12 protein-coding genes and 1 riboswitch are annotated in these 17,939 nt (G+C 37.0%); of the genes, 8 read left to right on the top strand and 4 right to left on the bottom strand.

Annotated features, from left to right (window positions below; translation table 11 throughout):
- Positions 1 to 11 precede the first annotated feature (11 nt).
- Positions 12 to 2,561 carry a sodium-translocating pyrophosphatase gene (locus ACSVH5_RS05300; protein ID WP_438060416.1) on the top strand — a complete coding sequence of 850 codons (2,550 nt, stop codon included), beginning with the start codon at positions 12 to 14 and terminating at the stop codon, positions 2,559 to 2,561.
- Between the two features lie 160 nt (positions 2,562 to 2,721).
- Here the strand turns inward: ACSVH5_RS05300 and ACSVH5_RS05295 are convergent, their stop codons facing one another.
- Together ACSVH5_RS05295 and ACSVH5_RS05290 are read right to left on the bottom strand one after the other, a co-directional pair.
- Complete coding sequence (locus tag ACSVH5_RS05295) at positions 2,722 to 3,336, bottom strand: deoxynucleoside kinase (protein WP_438060415.1); 615 nt, start codon at positions 3,334 to 3,336, stop codon at positions 2,722 to 2,724.
- Positions 3,336 to 4,136 carry a hypothetical protein gene (locus ACSVH5_RS05290; RefSeq protein ID WP_438060414.1) on the bottom strand — a complete coding sequence of 267 codons (801 nt, stop codon included), beginning with the start codon at positions 4,134 to 4,136 and terminating at the stop codon, positions 3,336 to 3,338. Before ACSVH5_RS05290 ends, ACSVH5_RS05295 begins: the two co-directional genes overlap by 1 nt.
- A gap of 113 nt (positions 4,137 to 4,249) precedes the next feature.
- Between ACSVH5_RS05290 and ACSVH5_RS05285 the strand changes: the two genes are divergently transcribed.
- Positions 4,250 to 5,164, top strand: a complete 915-nt coding sequence (locus tag ACSVH5_RS05285) for a GLPGLI family protein (protein ID WP_438060413.1) — start codon at positions 4,250 to 4,252, stop codon at positions 5,162 to 5,164.
- A 213-nt stretch (positions 5,165 to 5,377) separates the two neighbouring features.
- Positions 5,378 to 8,080 carry a carboxypeptidase regulatory-like domain-containing protein gene (locus ACSVH5_RS05280; RefSeq protein ID WP_438060412.1) on the top strand — a complete coding sequence of 901 codons (2,703 nt, stop codon included), beginning with the start codon at positions 5,378 to 5,380 and terminating at the stop codon, positions 8,078 to 8,080.
- 15 nt (positions 8,081 to 8,095) lie between these two features.
- Here ACSVH5_RS05280 and ACSVH5_RS05275 read toward each other — a convergent pair whose 3' ends face one another.
- Together ACSVH5_RS05275 and metK are read right to left on the bottom strand one after the other, a co-directional pair.
- Positions 8,096 to 9,859 (bottom strand): DUF4153 domain-containing protein, encoded by a 1,764-nt coding sequence (locus tag ACSVH5_RS05275; protein WP_438060411.1) that lies wholly within the window; start codon positions 9,857 to 9,859, stop codon positions 8,096 to 8,098.
- A 128-nt stretch (positions 9,860 to 9,987) separates the two neighbouring features.
- Positions 9,988 to 11,238 (bottom strand): methionine adenosyltransferase, encoded by a 1,251-nt coding sequence (metK, locus tag ACSVH5_RS05270; RefSeq protein WP_438060410.1) that lies wholly within the window; start codon positions 11,236 to 11,238, stop codon positions 9,988 to 9,990.
- 726 nt (positions 11,239 to 11,964) lie between these two features.
- On the opposite strand from metK, the gene ACSVH5_RS05265 reads away from it, so the two are divergent.
- The 5 genes from ACSVH5_RS05265 (at position 11,965) to ACSVH5_RS05245 (ending at position 17,895) form a co-directional block, all read left to right on the top strand.
- On the top strand, positions 11,965 to 12,174 hold the full coding sequence (locus ACSVH5_RS05265) for a hypothetical protein (protein ID WP_438060409.1): 210 nt from the start codon (positions 11,965 to 11,967) through the stop codon (positions 12,172 to 12,174).
- Between the two features lie 132 nt (positions 12,175 to 12,306).
- Positions 12,307 to 12,412, top strand: a riboswitch (SAM riboswitch).
- Positions 12,413 to 12,488: 76 nt separating this feature from the next.
- Complete coding sequence (locus ACSVH5_RS05260; RefSeq protein WP_438060408.1) at positions 12,489 to 13,466, top strand: alpha/beta fold hydrolase; 978 nt, start codon at positions 12,489 to 12,491, stop codon at positions 13,464 to 13,466.
- Positions 13,467 to 13,679: 213 nt separating this feature from the next.
- Positions 13,680 to 16,091 (top strand): bifunctional aspartate kinase/homoserine dehydrogenase I, encoded by a 2,412-nt coding sequence (thrA, locus tag ACSVH5_RS05255; protein WP_438060407.1) that lies wholly within the window; start codon positions 13,680 to 13,682, stop codon positions 16,089 to 16,091.
- A gap of 81 nt (positions 16,092 to 16,172) precedes the next feature.
- On the top strand, positions 16,173 to 16,598 hold the full coding sequence (locus ACSVH5_RS05250) for an OsmC family protein (protein ID WP_159687694.1): 426 nt from the start codon (positions 16,173 to 16,175) through the stop codon (positions 16,596 to 16,598).
- A 124-nt stretch (positions 16,599 to 16,722) separates the two neighbouring features.
- Positions 16,723 to 17,895 carry a trans-sulfuration enzyme family protein gene (locus tag ACSVH5_RS05245; protein WP_438060406.1) on the top strand — a complete coding sequence of 391 codons (1,173 nt, stop codon included), beginning with the start codon at positions 16,723 to 16,725 and terminating at the stop codon, positions 17,893 to 17,895.
- The last annotated feature ends 44 nt before the right edge of the window (positions 17,896 to 17,939 follow it).

The following is a 17,939-nucleotide window of genomic DNA, read 5'->3' as shown; positions in this document are numbered from 1 at the left end:
TAACATTTTTTATGAATACATTTATGATTTATGTGCCAATTGTTATGGCGCTTATTGGACTTCTGTTCATGTTCGCAAAACGAGCTTGGGTGCTCAAACAAGATGCTGGTGACGGCAAAATGAAAGAAATATCAGATTATATTTATGAAGGGGCTCTGGCCTTTTTAAAAGCAGAATATAGATTATTAGCTGTATTTGTCCTTTTAGCAAGTGCAGTATTGGCAGGGATAACTTTCTTGCCTGGTGTAAAAACCCATTTGTTAATAGTTATCGCCTTTATTTTTGGTGCTTTTTTCTCCGCTTTGGCTGGAAATATGGGAATGAAAATCGCCACTAAAACCAATGTAAGAACTACACAAGCTGCACGTACTAGTTTGCCTCAAGCTTTGAAAGTATCTTTTGGTGGAGGAACAGTAATGGGATTAGGTGTCGCCGGTTTAGCTGTTTTAGGGTTGACCGGTTTTTTTATTGTCTTTTTCAGAATCTTTATGAACGGAGCATGGACTTCTACTGAAGACATGACAGTTGTTTTGGAAACCTTAGCTGGATTTTCTTTAGGGGCTGAATCTATCGCTTTGTTTGCTCGTGTTGGTGGTGGAATTTACACCAAAGCAGCCGATGTAGGTGCCGATTTGGTTGGTAAAGTAGAAGCAGGAATCCCTGAAGATGATCCAAGAAACCCAGCTACAATCGCTGATAACGTTGGGGATAACGTAGGTGACGTTGCCGGTATGGGTGCGGATTTATTTGGGTCGTATGTGGCGACTGTATTGGCAGCAATGGTTCTTGGTAATTATGTAATTACAGATATGGGTGGTAAAATTGAGGATGCCTTTGGCGGAATCGGTCCAATTTTATTGCCGATGGCGATTGCTGGTTTTGGAATTTTGTTTTCTATTATCGGAACGATGTTGGTGAAAATTAGTAGTGATGATGCCAAAGAAGCTCAAGTGCAAAAAGCCCTAAACATCGGTAACTGGGTGTCTATTGTTTTAACCTTGGTGTCTTGCTACTTCTTAGTACAATATATGTTGCCTACGACCATGAAAATGGAGTTTTATGGCGAAGGAGTTAAAGACATCGATTCTATACGTGTTTTTTATGCTACAATTGTAGGATTGTTTGTGGGTGGAGCTATTTCTTCAGTTACTGAATATTATACTGGATTAGGCACAAAGCCAGTTTTAGCTATCGTACAAAAATCTTCTACTGGAGCTGGAACTAACGTAATCGCTGGTTTGGCAACGGGTATGATATCTACTTTTCCAACAGTATTGTTATTCGGTGGTGCCATTTGGGCTTCTTATGCTTTAGCTGGATTTTATGGTGTGGCTTTAGCTGCTTCTGCGATGATGGCGACTACTGCTATGCAATTAGCAATTGATGCATTTGGACCTATTTCAGACAATGCTGGTGGAATTGCTGAAATGAGTGAATTACCAAAAGAAGTGCGTACCAGAACCGATATTTTGGATTCAGTAGGAAATACAACTGCAGCAACTGGAAAAGGTTTTGCGATTGCTTCTGCAGCACTAACTTCGTTGGCTTTGTTTGCGGCTTATGTAACGTTTACAGGAATTGATGGCATCAATATTTTTAAAGCGCCTGTTTTAGCTATGTTATTTGTGGGTGGAATGATTCCAGTGGTTTTCTCGGCTTTAGCAATGAATTCTGTGGGTAAAGCAGCTATGGATATGGTGTACGAAGTACGTCGCCAATTCAAAGAGATTCCAGGTATTATGGAAGGAACCGGAAGACCAGAATACGGTAAATGTGTGGAAATTTCAACCAAAGCCGCTTTACGTGAAATGATGTTACCTGGTATTTTAACCATTGGTTTCCCAATTGCAATTGTGTTATTAGGAAAATTAGTTTACGGTGATAACAACCAATTGATTGCCGAAATGTTAGGTGGTTATATGGCTGGTGTGACAGTATCTGGTGTACTTTGGGCCGTTTTCCAAAATAATGCTGGAGGTGCTTGGGATAATGCTAAAAAATCTTTCGAAGCGGGTGTAATGATTAATGGAGAAATGACGTACAAAGGTTCTGACGCACACAAAGCGGCGGTTACTGGAGATACCGTGGGAGATCCTTTCAAAGATACTTCTGGACCATCTATGAATATTTTAATCAAATTAACTTGTTTGATTGGATTAGTAATTGCTCCGATTTTAGGAAGTGGACATGCTGATACCGCTGCTGCAGCTGCTTGTTGTAAAAACGGTGCTAAAACCGAAATGATGTGTGAAGCCAAAAAATGCGACCCAGCAAAAATGGCTACAATGACCAAAGACGAATGCGCTGCAATGTGCAAAGAAAATGGTTGTTCTGAAGAATGTACTGCCAAATGTTTGTCAATGTACGATGCCGATGGAAAATATGTTGGAGAGAAAACGGAGATTAAGTTGACTACCATGAAAGATATTCGTGTAGAAATGACTAACGAAAATGGTAAAGCTAAAGCTACGGTAACTACTACAGCTAATGGCGCTACTACTACCCAAACTTTCGAAGGAACTCCTGAAGAAGTAAAAGCTAAAGTGCAAGCTTTGAAATAATTGAATAGACTAGGTCAAAGTAATTACTTTGGCTCATGCACAAACCAAAAATACCTCACAACATTATTTTGTTGTGAGGTTTTTTTTAGAGTAAAACAAACAAAAAAGCCTTGCATCTGCAAAGCTTTTGTTTTTTATAAATCTGAGGTAATCTGTCTTTCTAAAACAATCCGTTCAATTCTGCGTCAATTCTGTTGATGATGTTTCCTAAGTCTTCTGGATTATCCACAAAATTGATGTTATCTACATCAATCACCAAAAGTTTTCCTTTGGTATAACTTTGAATCCATGCTTCGTAACGTTCGTTCAAACGGCTCAAATAGTCAATCGAAATGGAGTTTTCGTATTCACGGCCGCGTTTGTGTATCTGACCCACCAAATTGGGAATGGAACTTCTTAAATAAATCAACAAATCAGGGGCCTGTACCGTGGTTTCCATCAACTCAAACAAAGAAGAGTAGTTTTGGAAATCGCGATTAGTCATCAATCCCATGGCGTGTAAGTTGGGAGCGAAAATATGCGCATCCTCATAAATCGTGCGGTCTTGAATGATTTTTTTACCGCTTTGACGGATTTGCATGATTTGACGGAAGCGACTATTTAAAAAGTAAATCTGTAAATTAAAGGACCAACGTTCCATTTGGTGGTAAAAATCGTCCAAATAGGGATTGTCTACCACATCTTCGTAATGCGGTTCCCACTTAAAATGTTTTGACAATAATTGTGTTAAGGTAGTTTTTCCTGAACCTATGTTTCCTGCTACGGCTATGTGCATTACGGTAGTATGATTTTAAAATTATAAATTCCTTCGGTGGTAAAAATAGTTAAATTTTGGCCTTGATAATAGAATTTTTCAAACCTTTTTTCAGCTATGGATAGCTTCCTTTTCACCCATGAATTGTCTCTTTGTCGTGTGGCAATATATAATTCTTCTTTCTCAGAGAGCAACACTGTAGTAGTCGAGATAATTTGAAGTTGGTCACCCGTAGGATAGGCTCCTAAAGACGTGATGTTTCCAAAAATAGAACAAGAATAGCCTTGGTTGTTTTCGTCAATCCATGTAAAGGTGTTAAAGTCAGAGGTGTAGTGTTTTATTTTGGCCGTAAGTGGTGTACCCACAGTTTTGTAGGTGTTTTTTAGGTAATCATACAAGCCTAATTGTTGGTTAAGGGAATTGTAAATCCAAAGTTGATTTAATGAAGCTATACCAATAGCTGTGACATTAATCGGCGTTTTTTCTAGAGAAAAATCGATTCTTTGTGTTTCGTTTAATTGGTTGTCGAGTAAGATTACCGTGTTGAAATCTTCATAATACAGCAATAATTTTAGTGGATTTTGAATATCAACTTTGGTGATCTTGCCTAAAGATACGTTTTTGTATTCAAAGTATTCTTTATCGAGTGTTTTCCTAAAAACATGGGCTTGAACGGAATAACAATATTGAAAAGGATCCATAGCATAAAAAGAATAATTGCCCTTTAGTAGGGTACTTTGTTCAGTTGCTACACTGTTGATTTGACCTTGAACGAAGGGACAAACCAAAAAAAAAGGAATCCAAATCAAATAATGTTTCATTTTGCTAATTTACAATTAAACCTTTTCAATGTTCTATGGTCTTACATTATTTTTCTAACTACTTGTGTAACAAAAGGTGTTGTATTTAGTCTTATTACCAAAATCTAAAAATCATGTATAAAATTATTTTGTTGTTGACTGCGCTGGTTTTGACCAGTATTGGGCTTAAAGCTCAGGAATTTCAAGGTATGGCGGTGTACGAGTCCAAAACAAGTACAGCCGATTTTAAAACCCGAATGGAAGGGAATAAAAACATGACTCCCGAGATGATGAAAAACATTGAGGAAAGAATGAAAAAAATGTTTGAGAAAACATTTATACTGAATTTTGACAAGACAGCTTCTATTTACAAGGAAGAAGAGAAATTAGAAACACCCGGCCAAGGCGGAGGCGGCGGAATGCGAATGATGATGTCATTTTCTGGTGGTGGCGGAACGTATTATAAGAATGTGAAAGACAAAACCTATACGGTTGATAAAGAATTCATGGGTAAGGAGTTTTTGGTAAAAGACACCCTAACCCACATGAAATGGAAAATGGAAGGCGAAACCAGAGTAATTGGGGGGTACACTTGTTATAAAGCTACTGCAGTTGTACCAATAAATAAATCGGATTTTAGAAATTTTAGACCAAAAGTCGATAAGAAAACCAAAGAAGGAACGGATAAAGACAAGAAAGAAGCCTCGACGGAGAAGAAATCTAGCATTATGGATATGATCGAAATGCCAAAGGAACAAACCATCACAGCTTGGTACACTCCCGAAATTCCGGTAAACCAAGGTCCAGAAGGCTATTGGGGATTGCCGGGATTGATTTTGGAGGTAAACGATGGAAGAACGGTGATTTTATGTTCTAAAGTAGTGTTGAATCCAAAAGAGAAAGCCGCAATAAAACCAGCTACCAATGGGAAAGTGGTGACCCAAAAAGTGTTCGACGAAACGATGTTACAGAAAATGGAGGAGATGCGAGAAATGAATCGCGGTAGAGGCGGTAATGGTGGGCAATTCATCATTAGATCTGGAGGTTGATGATAAAATCACTTTTAGTTTCGGTTTTCGAACTGAAAATGTAAACTCATAAAAACAATGCCGCCTTCTAGCCCCGGTGGGAGCGGTATCCTTTGCCTTTTTTCTTTACAAAAGGCAAAGATATAGCGGACGACGGGACTTTGTTGTCTCAAAAAGCCTATTGTTGCTGCTCCAAAATCATGTACTACAACTAACCCATTCAATAACCATTGTATGAAAGCATTGCTTCGAATTGCTCTTTATCTTTTTTCCATGGTATCTTTTGCCCAAACCATCAAACTCGATGGTTTGATTACCGATTCTAAAAATGCAGGATTGGAAATGGCGAACGTAATGGCGGTGAATAAAAGCACCAAAGCCATGGATGCGTATGCCATAACGAATGACAAAGGAAAATTCAGCCTGAATTTGAAACCCAATACTACCTATTTAATCAAAGTGAGTTTTTTGGGGATGCAAAATAAAGAGGTCGAAGTTACAACAACGGCCGCCAATATTGTCAAAAATATTGCTTTGGATGCGGGTGGAATTGAACTGGATGGAGTAGAAATTGTTCGCGAAATGCCTGTTTCTATCAAAGGTGACACGATTGTGTACAATGCGGATTCGTTTAAATCCGGTACCGAACGAAAACTGGAAGATGTGTTGAAAAAATTACCGGGAGTGGAAGTCAATGCTGATGGAGAGATTGAAGTAGAAGGCAAAAAAGTAACCAAACTGATGGTGGAAGGGAAAGACTTTTTTGACGGTGACACCAAATTGGGCGTAAAAAATATCCCTGCTGATGCGATTGATAAGATTCAAGTATTGCGCAATTACAACGAGAACTCGATTCTGAAAGGTGTGGAAAACAATCAAGATAATATTGGAATGAATATTAAATTGAAATCTGGGAAGAAGAACTTTTGGTTTGGGGATGTCAACGCGGGTGTGGGTATTGCGCACAAAGAAAGCCGTTATGTCATCAATCCCAAGTTGTTTTATTACAATCCAAAATACAGTGTGAATTTTATTTCCAATTTTAATAATATTGGAGAATTGCCTTTGACCATTCAGGACTATTTTAAATTTACAGGTGGATTTAGAGGCTTAGGAGCCAAGGGAGGCTCTAGTTTTAATGTGGCTTCGAATGATTTAGGTTTATCTGGAGCCCGAAACAATAGAGCCAAAGAAATTGATACTAAGTTTGGTGCGACCAATTTTTCCTATAATGTGAACAAAGCCTGGAGTTTTAGTGGGTTTGGAATTGTTTCTTCTTCGATCACCGATTTAGAAACGATTTCGCAAAACAACATTCTGAAACCCAACTCTTCAGAGGTGTTCTCTACTGAAAACCGTAAAGAAGTAGTGCGTCAGAATAGCAATTTAGGATTGTTTAAGTTGAGTACATCTTATAAACCCAATGCTAATTTTCAATTGGATTATGATGTATTGACCAAACTCTCTAAGCAAGATGAAGACAATTCTTTGTTACGGGAATCCATCGTTAACGGAATTGCCAATCTTGAAACGATTGCTACCAATAAAAACCAAGAACCGATATCGGTCAATCAAAATTTGAGTGCCTATTTTACACTAAGCGAAAAGAACGTTTTTGCACTCGAAATGCAAAGTTTGTATCAAGAAGAAGATCCCTTTTATCAAGCCAATTTAAAGACACAACCTTTTAATTTAGCAGGATATATTGCTGGACAAAATAGAAACGATATCAATCAAGATCGTTTTGTAAAAACCAATAAAATTGATGCTAAAGTAGATTACTACTATATGCTAAATAACAAAAGCAATATTAACATCACTTTAGGTAACACCTATTCTTACCAAAATTTCAACTCGTCTATGTTTCAAATTTTGGACAATCAAACCGTAAATAATCTTACCGATAAAGCCAATACCAACGATGTGGATTACCGTTTTAATGATGTGTATTTGGGGTTGCATTACAAATTGCTTACAGGAAAGTTTACGTTTACACCAGGGGTGAGTCTGCATAGCTATGACATGACCAATACACAATTAGGGTCTAGTTTTAATTTGAAGTTTTTCAGAGTTTTACCCGATTTCTTGGCCATCTATCAAATCAAAAAGGCTGAGAATTTGACATACAACTATTCGTTAACCAATAATTTCACAGACATAAATCAATTGGTCGAAGGCTATGTTTTTTCAAATTATAATAGTTTGGTACAAGGAAATAGAACATTGGAGAATGCTACTGCTCAACAGCATTCCTTGCGATATTTTAAATACAACATGTTTAATCTTGAAAACATTGCAGCTTCCTTAAATTATACCAAGCGTCTTGATGCTGTCAAAACAAATGCCGTGTTTGATGGAGTAAATCAAACATCAAGTCCGTTTAATTCGCCTTTTGCTGACGAAACGATTTCTGGTTTTGGTTCATACGGCCGTTCGTTTCTCAAACGATACAAAGCTTCACTTAATGCGAGTGTGAATTGGTCAAAATTCAACAATATTCAAAATGGGGAATTTGCTGCGATAGAGAGTTTGACGCAAAGTTATACGCTTAGAGCTTCGACCAACTATAAAGATTTACCCAATCTAGAAGTCGGGTACAATATTGTCATCAATGATTTGAATAATAATACTTTTTATACCGATCGCCCTTTTGCTAAATTGGATTATTTTTTCCTTAAAAACTTTTCATTTGTGGCGGAGTACGAATTTTATCATTATTACAACACCAACAAAACAGTCGATAACGAATATGATTTCTTAAACGCGAGTATCATTTTTCAAAAAAAGGACAGCAAGTGGGAATACAAAGCAAGTGGCACCAATTTACTCAATACGACTTCGCTCAATGACGATAGTTTTACGCAATTTGCCACGCGCACCTCGCAATATACCGTACAGCCTCGTTATTTGATTTTCTCTGTTAAGTATAATTTGTAATCAAAAAACAGCTAATTATTTTATTTTAATCAATAGTTTAATCCTAAAGTTGTTGATTGTCTTTTTGTTGTCGCTAATTTTCCCGTCTATTTCTAGATAAATGATTGTGATTTGGTAGTTTTTTGAATCAATTGTTTGTGTGATTTTCTTTTGCTTTTCAATGGTGTTGTCAAATTGCTTTTGGTTGTTGACAAAATCATTTAGGAGTAAAGCAATGGTTTCATTATTGATGGTAAGGTCTATTCCGTAGTCTTTTTTTTCTGTGAGGAAGGAATAGTTTTTAGCGTTGAGGTTGAGGCAATTTTTACAGTTAATGACAGCGTCTTGGGTTACCACCATAGAAATATCATATCCCTGAATGTTATCTATGTATTTTGAATCCGAATCTGGATAGGCATAGTTAAAATAATTGGATGAGTTGTCATTCCACATATGGTATTGAACCCCTAGTGCTTTTAGAATTTCAGTTGAAGTGGGTTTTTTTTGGGAAGAATATAAAGCGGTTAGTTGGTCTTTGGCTACTGGAAGTACAATTTCTGCAGCATAATTAGTGAGAATAAAATCAACAATACTGCTCATGTTTTTTTCTTCAGCAGTAGTCAATTTTTGTGTTTTTAATTTTTGGACATAACTTGTTAATCGATTCATTTGACTCCATTTCGAAATGTTGTGTGCACTTTGTGGGCCTACAAGTGAAAATAACCCAGCAAAACATAAACTCATGGGAATAAACTTGATTTTCGGATTTTTGCTGCCTAAAAAATACAGTACCAAAAGGGTAAGCCAAACAGCTAAAAGCAGCACATAATAGCGTTCATGAGTAAAGCCATAGCTGTAAATTCGGTACAAAATTGCCCAAAACAACAAACCTAATAAAGGAATTAATAAGTAATAAAACCAGCGATTGAAGGTTTGCATCCACAAGTTACCCGCCGATGTTGCGATGGGCTGTACCAGTAAAAAAGATAAAATACCAATAATAGCAAAAACTAAAACCAAATACGAAACCCAGCCAATGGGTAGCGATAAAGTAAAAATGATTTTTGCCTCATAACAAAGTAGAATAATCAAATAAAGGCTGATTAAGGGCAGCAGTACATATTGTGTGAATTTCTTGAGACCAACAGGGTAACTAAGCGCTAATGTGTTTTTTGAGTTTTGGATTTCGGGAACACCATTCAAAAAAAACAGGGTATTGAATGGTCCGGCAATGGCAATAAAAAGGTACCCAAATATCTTTTCGTTCAGCTCAAGATCGAAAAGTTCTTTTACAGCGACTATGGCCAATGCCAGCCCTGCATAAAGGACATTGCTATACAAACCTGCGGTAATAATCCTTAAAAAAAGTTGTTTGTTGAACTCCCAAAACTCTTCTTGATGGTATTTTTTGGGGATAAATCCAGCAAATGCAACCAGTAAGTGTAGTGCAATACTAAGCACTACAAACTGTTGCGCTTCTACTTCAGAAATGTCATCCTCAAAACTATAGACAAAAGCAATAGCAAGTCCACCTAAAATGAAACTCGCAAGTAATCGGTACATGTAGCCCTTTCTGCTTGCTGAAAAATACAGACTTACTGAAAGGAAAGCTACTAAGCACAATAAACTTGAGAGAATGGCTTTGGTGTAAAATGCAGTGTTGGGGTCGCCATATTCCTTTGAGACAAGAAAGATGGCGAAAACAGATCCTGCCAAGGTTGCAATTGTCTCTAAAGGAAAACGTTGAATTGTATTTCGTGTAGCAGTAAATACGTTTTGAAGCGAAGGAAAATTTGCCATAGTATTGAATTGTTACTACTAATTAAAGAAAAAATACAATACAAAGCCAAAAGAAAAGCCCCGACTTCTTAAATCGGGGCTTAGAACTATACAATGATAATTATATTTTGAAAAGCAGTAATTTGATCTTACAATCCAAAAGCAGCTTTTACTTGATCTACAAAATCTAATTTTTCCCAAGTAAACAATTCCACTTCAACAGTTTTAGTTAAACCGCCTGGAGCAGCAAAGGTTTTGGTTACGGTTTCTGGAGTACGCCCCATGTGTCCGTAAGCCGCAGTTTCGCTATAAATAGGGTTTCTTAATTTCAAACGTTGTTCGATGAAGTATGGACGCATATCGAAAATTTCTTCTACTTTTTTAGCGATTTCACCATTTGTCAAATTCACTTTTGAAGTTCCGTAGGTTTCGATGAAAATCCCCATTGGTTTAGCTACACCAATCGCGTAAGAAACTTGTACTAAAATTTCATCAGCTACACCAGCAGCTACTAAGTTTTTAGCAATATGGCGCGTAGCATAAGCTGCACTACGGTCTACTTTACTTGGGTCTTTTCCTGAGAATGCACCACCACCGTGAGCGCCTTTTCCACCGTAAGTGTCTACAATGATTTTTCTTCCAGTTAAACCAGTATCACCGTGAGGTCCTCCAATAACGAATTTCCCAGTTGGGTTGATGTGGTATTGGATTTTATCATTGAACAAATGAGCGTGTTCTGGATTTTTAGCGATAATTCTAGGAATCAAAATGGCAACAATGTCTTTTTTGATTTTAGCTAACATAGCTGCTTCATCATCAAAATCATCATGTTGTGTAGAGATCACAATCGCATCGATACGTGTTGGTTTATTATCATCGCTGTATTCTAAAGTTACTTGAGATTTAGCATCAGGACGCAAATACGTGATTTCGTTGTTTTCACGTCTCAAAATCGCTAATTCTTGTAACAATTTGTGCGATAAATCTAGTGCCAAAGGCATGTAGTTTTCGGTTTCGTTGGTAGCGTAACCAAACATCATTCCTTGGTCCCCAGCTCCTTGCTCTTCCTTACTCGCTCTGTCAACGCCTTGATTAATATCAGCTGATTGTTCGTGAATAGCAGAAAGAATACCACAAGAATTGGCTTCAAACATGTATTCGCTTTTGGTGTATCCAATTTTTTTGATTACATCACGAGCAATTTGTTGTACATCTAGGTACGTATTTGATTTTACTTCACCAGCCAAAATTACTTGACCTGTAGTTACTAAAGTTTCACATGCTACTTTGGAGTCTGCATCAAAAGCTAAAAAGTTATCAATTAATGCGTCTGAAATTTGATCAGCAACTTTGTCTGGATGTCCTTCACTTACAGACTCTGACGTAAATAAATAAGCCATAATAAATAGTATTTTAAAATTAAGCGAGGAAAGAGAAATTGCTGTAAAAAACTAAAGGGAAGTGTTCCTGCTTTAGCATTTTTTTATATCGAAGTTTGTTTTCGATATTCACAATGAAATATTTCATTATGAAGAGGTTGCAATCAGTTCAAATTTTTCCTCTGTATTCGGGCGCAAAGGTATGAAACCATTTTTAATTTCAAATTAATCTTAACTTTTTTTTGGAATTATGTTAGGATAATCCGCTTATTATCGCGAATTTGTTATTTTTTGACTAAACATTTCTTAAATGCTTGCTAATTGTTTGTTTTTTTGGAATTTAGTTTGCACATTTGTGAAAACAAAACAGAAAAAAATGAATATAGTCTCTTGTAAGTTGATGAAAGCCATTCAGGTTACTACCTGAGGGATGCCTATTGCATGTATTTAAACTCACTCAAAATATAGCAAAAGCCTCCCGCTAAAAAACGGGAGGCTTTTTTATTTACAACAAAAGAAAACAATACAAAAAATTTGAATCTAATGATAAAAATCAATCAATCTCAGTCCAAATCTTTACATGTCAAGTCTAGTAAGAATGCCAAGGCAATGGTTATGGGTATGTGTATGATTGAGATGTGCTGATTCCGAAAGTAAGTTTATAAATAACTTTTTAAACCCTTTTGGATCTATTTCTAAAAGGGTTTTTTGTTACCAATTCGATAAAAATTATTAAAAACAATCACCATGAAAAAAAATAAAACCTTCCGCGCTTTAGTTTCTTTCTTTAGTAGAAAAAACATCAAAAATAAATTAGAAAAAGTAGATCAAACGGTTCATGAATTGATTCATCCGCGTTTTATTATGGATAAATCTTCAGAGACTACCAATAAAAGTACTAAGAAATCAATGTTGTTTCATTTGTATTCTAATGAAAACGATACACTTTTCATTTAAAGAATATCCTTTGCAAAGAACTAACAATAACCAAGTCTGCAATAGATTTGTGACTTGGTTGTTGTATTAAAAATTTGTGTGTTAAAAAAATAAATAGTTACTTTGCGGCTTTAAGTTCACAAACGTATTGAAATGTTATAAAGAAAGGCGGAGGGATTAGACCCAATGAAGCCTTAGCAACCCTTCGGAAATCGAAGAAGGTGCTACATTCTATTCGCCTCGGCGGAAAAGATAACGCAACAAATACCTCTAGTCTCCACTAGTTTTTCTTTCTAATATTCCAAATACAAATCAACAACATCAAAGATTTGAGATTGGAAAATAAACCCAACATTCTTACCCTTACAAATTTTACCACCGAAAGTGGTGCTTTTTATGCTACCCTAAACTTAAGTTATCAAGTTTTTGGACCTACTTTGCACACCGCTCCAATTGTGGTAGTAAATCACGCGTTGACAGGAAACTCACAAGTGATTGGCGCAACAGGTTGGTGGAACGATTTAATTGGACCTGCAAAAACTATCGATACTCAAAAATATACCATTCTCGCTTTTAATGTACCTGGCAATGGTTTTGATGGTAGTGTAATTGACTCCTATTTGGATTTTACCGCTCGCGATGTGGCGCAGCTTTTTAATTTAGGTTTGGAACAACTCGAGATTAAAAGTGTTTATGCTATTATTGGAGGCTCTGTTGGTGGAGGAATTGCTTGGGAAATGGTTGCTTTATCGCCACAACTCGCACAGCATTTAATTCCAATTGCAACGGACTGGAAGGCGACCGATTGGTTGATGGCCAATTGCTATTTGCAAGAACAAATTCTGAATCACTCTTCTCGCCCGATTGAAGATGCGCGAATACACGCTATGTTGTGTTACCGTACTCCAGAATCGTTTGAAGTTAAATTTAATCGAACAGTTAATGACAAATTGGGTGTTTTTAATATCGAAAGTTGGTTGGCACATCACGGAGAGAAATTGCAACAACGGTTTCAATTGGCTTCATATAAATTGATGAATCAGTTGTTGAAAACCATTGATATCACTCGTGGGAGAGGTTCTTTTGAAAGTGTGGTAGCACACATAACGGCCAATATTCATATTATAGGAATTAATACTGATTTGTTTTTTACCCCAACGGAAAACCGAAAAACATATTTAGAATTACAACAATTACAGCACCAAGTTTCGTATCAAGAAATTGAATCGATTCACGGACACGATGCTTTTTTAATAGAATTTCAACAGTTGAATCGTTTGCTTGCAACGGTTTTTGAATCGTTGAAGAAATGAGATTCCACTAAAAGTTCTTGTGGAATTTTGCGTGAGGGATAGCAGCTGGCTACCGAAGTAGCGCGTATAGCCCGACCCTGTTACAAAAAGGGGCTTTGTAAACGGCGCTGTAAATAAGCCCCTTTTTGTAACAGGGTCACGCCCTAATTAATGAGGGGAAACAGAAAAATAAAGTAAATAAAAGGAGTTGAATGACTCGTAAAATAGAATAAAATGAAGATAGTAAAATTCGGAGGAAAATCATTGGCCAATGGAGAAGGACTTCAAAAAGTTTTGGCAATCCTTACTGATAAAGTGTTGAAGGGAGAAGAATTTGCCGTTGTAGTTTCGGCAAGAGGCAATGCTACAGATGAATTGGAAGATTTGTTAGCGATTGCGTCTAAGAATGAAAATTACAAACCTTTGTTCGAGAAGTTTAAGGCCTATCAACAAGCGGATTATCCAACGGTGGATTTGTCAGAGGAATTTACCGTGCTCGAAAAATTGTTTGAAGGGGTAAGTTTGATTGGCGATTATAGCGAAAAAATCAAAGACCAAGTGTTGTCGCAAGGCGAATTACTGTCGGCCAAATTAATCACAGCTATTTTGAAGCAAAAAGGAATCAACGCCAATTTTGCTGACGCTAGAGAATTGATAAAAACCGATGGAAAATTTGGTGATGCGCAGCCTATTGACTCAGTTTCTAAGAAAAATGTGGTACAGTTTTTTAAACAACACAGCGATAAAGTCAATATAATTACAGGTTTTATTGGTTCTAATAACAAAAACGAGGCGACGACTTTGGGTAGAAACGGAAGTAACTACACAGCATCGCTATTTGCCAATTATTTGAATGCATCCGAATTGCAGAATTTTACGCACGTGGACGGAATTTATACCGCCAATCCCGAATTGGTTGAAGATGCTAAAAAAATAGACTTTCTATCGTTTAACGAAGCCAATGAGCTAGCCAATTTTGGTGCTACTATTTTGCACGCCAAAACCATTATTCCGCTTTTGGAAAAAAATATTCCGTTACGAATTTTAAATACGTTCAATCACGAAAACAAAGGAACTTTAATTACTTCGAATGCTGGAAAAGAAGGGATTAAAACGCTTTCGGTATTGGAGAATGTGGCGTTGGTGAATTTAGAAGGTCGTGGTTTGCTTGGAAAAACAGGTGTCGATGCGCGTATTTTTAAAGTGATGGGCGACAATGACATTAGTGTAAGTATAATTTCGCAAGGGTCTTCTGAGCGAGGCATTGGCTTGGTGGTGGCCGCAGACAAAGCCAGTAAAGCGATGATAGAATTGGAGAAAGAGTTCGAAAATGACTTTTATTCTAAAGATGTCAATAAGATTTCGGTTACCGACAATGTTGCTGTGATTTCGATTATCGGACAGGATTTGAGTACGTTTCACAAACCTTATACGGCTTTAATCAAAAACAAGATTGTTCCGATTTTGTTCAACAACACCGTGACGGGGAAAAACGTGAGTTTGGTGGTGCATAAGTCTGAATTGAACCGTGCCTTGAATGTTATCCACGGAGAAATTTTTGGTGTTTCGAAGAAAATTAATATCGCGATTTTCGGACACGGATTGGTAGGTGGAACCTTGATTAACCAAATTTTGGAATCGGCAGCTACCATTGAAAAACGTAAGGACATCCGATTGAATGTTTTTGCGATAGCCAATTCTAAAAATGTCTTGTTGAACAAAAATGGGGTGTCACCGAATTGGAGAAATGAGATTCAAACACACGGACATTCTTATACTATAGATGAGATTATCGCCTACGCGAAGGAGCATCATTTAGAGAATTTAATTGCTATCGATAATACGGCTAGTGCTGCTTTTGTTGAAAATTATATTCCATTGGTTGAAAGTAGTTTCGACTTGATTTCTTCGAATAAAGTGGCCAATACGTTGAGCTATAGTTTTTATAAAAAATTGAGAAAGGTTTTGGATGAGAATCAAAAAAGTTATTTGTACGAAACAAATGTGGGCGCAGGTTTGCCTTTGATTGATACCATCAAATTGTTGCATTTGTCAGGTGAAAACATCACTAAAATCAAAGGAGTGTTTTCAGGTACATTAAGTTATTTGTTCAATAATTTCTCGGCCAAAGACGTTCCTTTTAGTGAAATTTTGAAAGAAGCTATCGACAACGGTTATACCGAACCCGACCCAAGAGAAGATTTGTGTGGTAATGATGTAGGTAGAAAACTATTGATTTTGGCCAGAGAATTGGATTTGCAAAACGAATTTGATGAGATTGCTATTCAAAATTTAATTCCAGAGCATTTGCGTGAAGGCGATGTATCGACTTTCTTGAATAAACTAAAAGAGTTCGACCCTATTTATGCCAAAATAAAAGCAGAACAGCAACCCAACCACGTTTTGCGCTACATTGGAGAACTGTCTGGCGATTTGCAAAACGACAAAGGAAATCTAGAAGTAAAATTAGTTTCCGTACCTTCGGATACTGCTTTGGGAGGTTTGAAAGGTTCGGATTCGTTCTTCGAAATTTACACCGAATCCTACGGCGACCGACCTATTGTGATTCAAGGAGCAGGAGCAGGTTCGGCAGTAACGGCGAGAGGTGTGTTTGGAGATATTTTGAGGTTGTCGGATAAAGGATAAAATTAGTCATCAGTTGTCAGTTTTTAGTAATCAGTTTTTTTAAAATTAAATTCGCGTCATCCGCGTTCAAAAAAGACAGTAATGAAAGTAACATTAAACAGAGTAAACGAAAATTTCCATTTCGAGTTAAAAAATGACAGAGGTCATCTAGTAAATGTAGATGCGCGTCCTGAATTTGGTGGAAATGATATGGGACCAAGCCCAATGGAATTAGTATTGATGGGTGTGGCAGGTTGTAGTGGAATCGATATGATTTCGATTTTGAAGAAACAACGTCAAGAAATCACCTCTTTTAAAGCTGAGGTAGAAGGAGAACGTGTACAAGTGGGCGAAGCCAAACCCTTCAAAGACATTCATGTAGTGTTTTATTTGGAAGGTGACATTATCCCCGAAAAAGCGGCTCGTGCAGCACAACTTTCTTTTGAGAAATACTGTTCTGTTTCCAAAACATTAGAACCAACCGCAACCATTCACTACAAAGTGGTTTTGAACGGAGAGGAATTATAAATTATTCAAGCAAAAAAAATACAGATTGCACAGATTTACACAGATTTGTCAGTTTGTTTTTGAAATTTAAAACAATAAGAATTTGTGCAAATTCGTGCAATTCGTGTTAAAAACAAAATAATAAATGAACGAACAAGATTTTGGTTTTGAAACCCAAGCCATTCGAGGTCAGATAGAACGATCACAATATTTAGAGCATTCGGTGCCTTTATACTTAACGTCAAGTTTTGTGTTTGTGGATGCCGAAGATATGAGAGCTTCATTCGCAGAAGAAAAAGAGCGCAATGTGTACAGTCGCTACAGCAACCCCAACACCATTGAGTTTATTGATAAAATTTGCAAAATGGAAGGCGCTGAGTCGGGTTATGCTTTTGCATCAGGAATGGCGGCCATTTACTCTACGTTTGCAGCTTTACTGAAGTCGGGCGATCATATCGTTTCGTCGAGTAGTGTTTTTGGGGCATCGCATTCTTTGTTTATGAATTATTTCCCAAAGTGGAATATTCAAACGACTTATTTCGATATTAATCAACCCGAGACGATTGAGAGTTGTATTCAACCCAACACCAAAATTCTTTATGCGGAATCTCCAACAAATCCAGCCATCGATATTATTGATTTGGAAGTATTGGGGACAATTGCCAAAAAGCACAATTTGATTTTGATTATCGATAACTGTTTTGCTACACCCTATATCCAACAACCGATCAAATGGGGAGCGGATTTGGTGATACATTCAGCTACCAAATTAATCGATGGACAAGGCAGAGTGTTAGGAGGCATTACCGTTGGAAGATCGGATTTAATTAAAGATATCTATCTTTTTTCTCGTTTGACAGGACCTTCTTTGTCGCCATTTAACGCTTGGGTATTGTCTAAAAGTTTAGAAACTTTGGCGGTTCGTGTCGATAGACATTGTGAAAACGCTTTGAAAGTAGCCGAGTTTTTAGAAAATCATCCGCAAGTCAATAAAGTGAAATACCCTTTCTTGAAATCGCATCCGCAATACGAAATTGGCAAAAAACAAATGAAATTAGGAGGAAACATCGTAGCGTTCGAAATCAAAGGTGGACTAGAAGCAGGAAGAGCCTTTTTGGATAAAATAAAATTATGTTCGTTATCGCCTAATTTGGGAGATACTAGAACTATTGTAACGCATCCAGCTTCAACCACACATAGTAAATTGTCTGTAGAAGAGCGTTTGGCGGTGAGCATCACCGATGGTTTGGTACGTATTTCCGTAGGATTAGAAACCGTAGAAGATGTGATTGCCGATTTGAATCAGGCGTTAGCATAAAAAAGTTTAATTATTGATTCATATACAATAACCCACGGTTTCAA

The sequence above is a fragment of the Flavobacterium sp. RSSA_27 genome, from assembly GCF_051547125.1.
Taxonomy (GTDB): Bacteria; Bacteroidota; Bacteroidia; order Flavobacteriales; family Flavobacteriaceae; genus Flavobacterium.
The sequence above is the reverse complement of the archived record's forward strand: the minus strand, read 5'-3'. Positions and strand labels throughout refer to the sequence as shown.

Bases quoted from the DNA above. Each gene is read 5' to 3' on its own strand.
- ACSVH5_RS05250 (WP_159687694.1), top strand. From the start codon at position 16,173: ATGAAAGTAACATTAAACAGAGTAAACGAAAATTTCCATTTCGAGTTA.
- thrA (WP_438060407.1), top strand. From the start codon at position 13,680: ATGAAGATAGTAAAATTCGGAGGAAAATCATTGGCCAATGGAGAAGGA.
- ACSVH5_RS05290 (WP_438060414.1), bottom strand. From the start codon at position 4,136: ATGAAACATTATTTGATTTGGATTCCTTTTTTTTTGGTTTGTCCCTTC.
- ACSVH5_RS05295 (WP_438060415.1), bottom strand. From the start codon at position 3,336: ATGCACATAGCCGTAGCAGGAAACATAGGTTCAGGAAAAACTACCTTA.
- ACSVH5_RS05280 (WP_438060412.1), top strand. From the start codon at position 5,378: ATGAAAGCATTGCTTCGAATTGCTCTTTATCTTTTTTCCATGGTATCT.
- ACSVH5_RS05285 (WP_438060413.1), top strand. From the start codon at position 4,250: ATGTATAAAATTATTTTGTTGTTGACTGCGCTGGTTTTGACCAGTATT.
- ACSVH5_RS05265 (WP_438060409.1), top strand. From the start codon at position 11,965: ATGAAAAAAAATAAAACCTTCCGCGCTTTAGTTTCTTTCTTTAGTAGA.
- ACSVH5_RS05300 (WP_438060416.1), top strand. From the start codon at position 12: ATGAATACATTTATGATTTATGTGCCAATTGTTATGGCGCTTATTGGA.
- ACSVH5_RS05245 (WP_438060406.1), top strand. From the start codon at position 16,723: ATGAACGAACAAGATTTTGGTTTTGAAACCCAAGCCATTCGAGGTCAG.
- ACSVH5_RS05275 (WP_438060411.1), bottom strand. From the start codon at position 9,859: ATGGCAAATTTTCCTTCGCTTCAAAACGTATTTACTGCTACACGAAAT.
- metK (WP_438060410.1), bottom strand. From the start codon at position 11,238: ATGGCTTATTTATTTACGTCAGAGTCTGTAAGTGAAGGACATCCAGAC.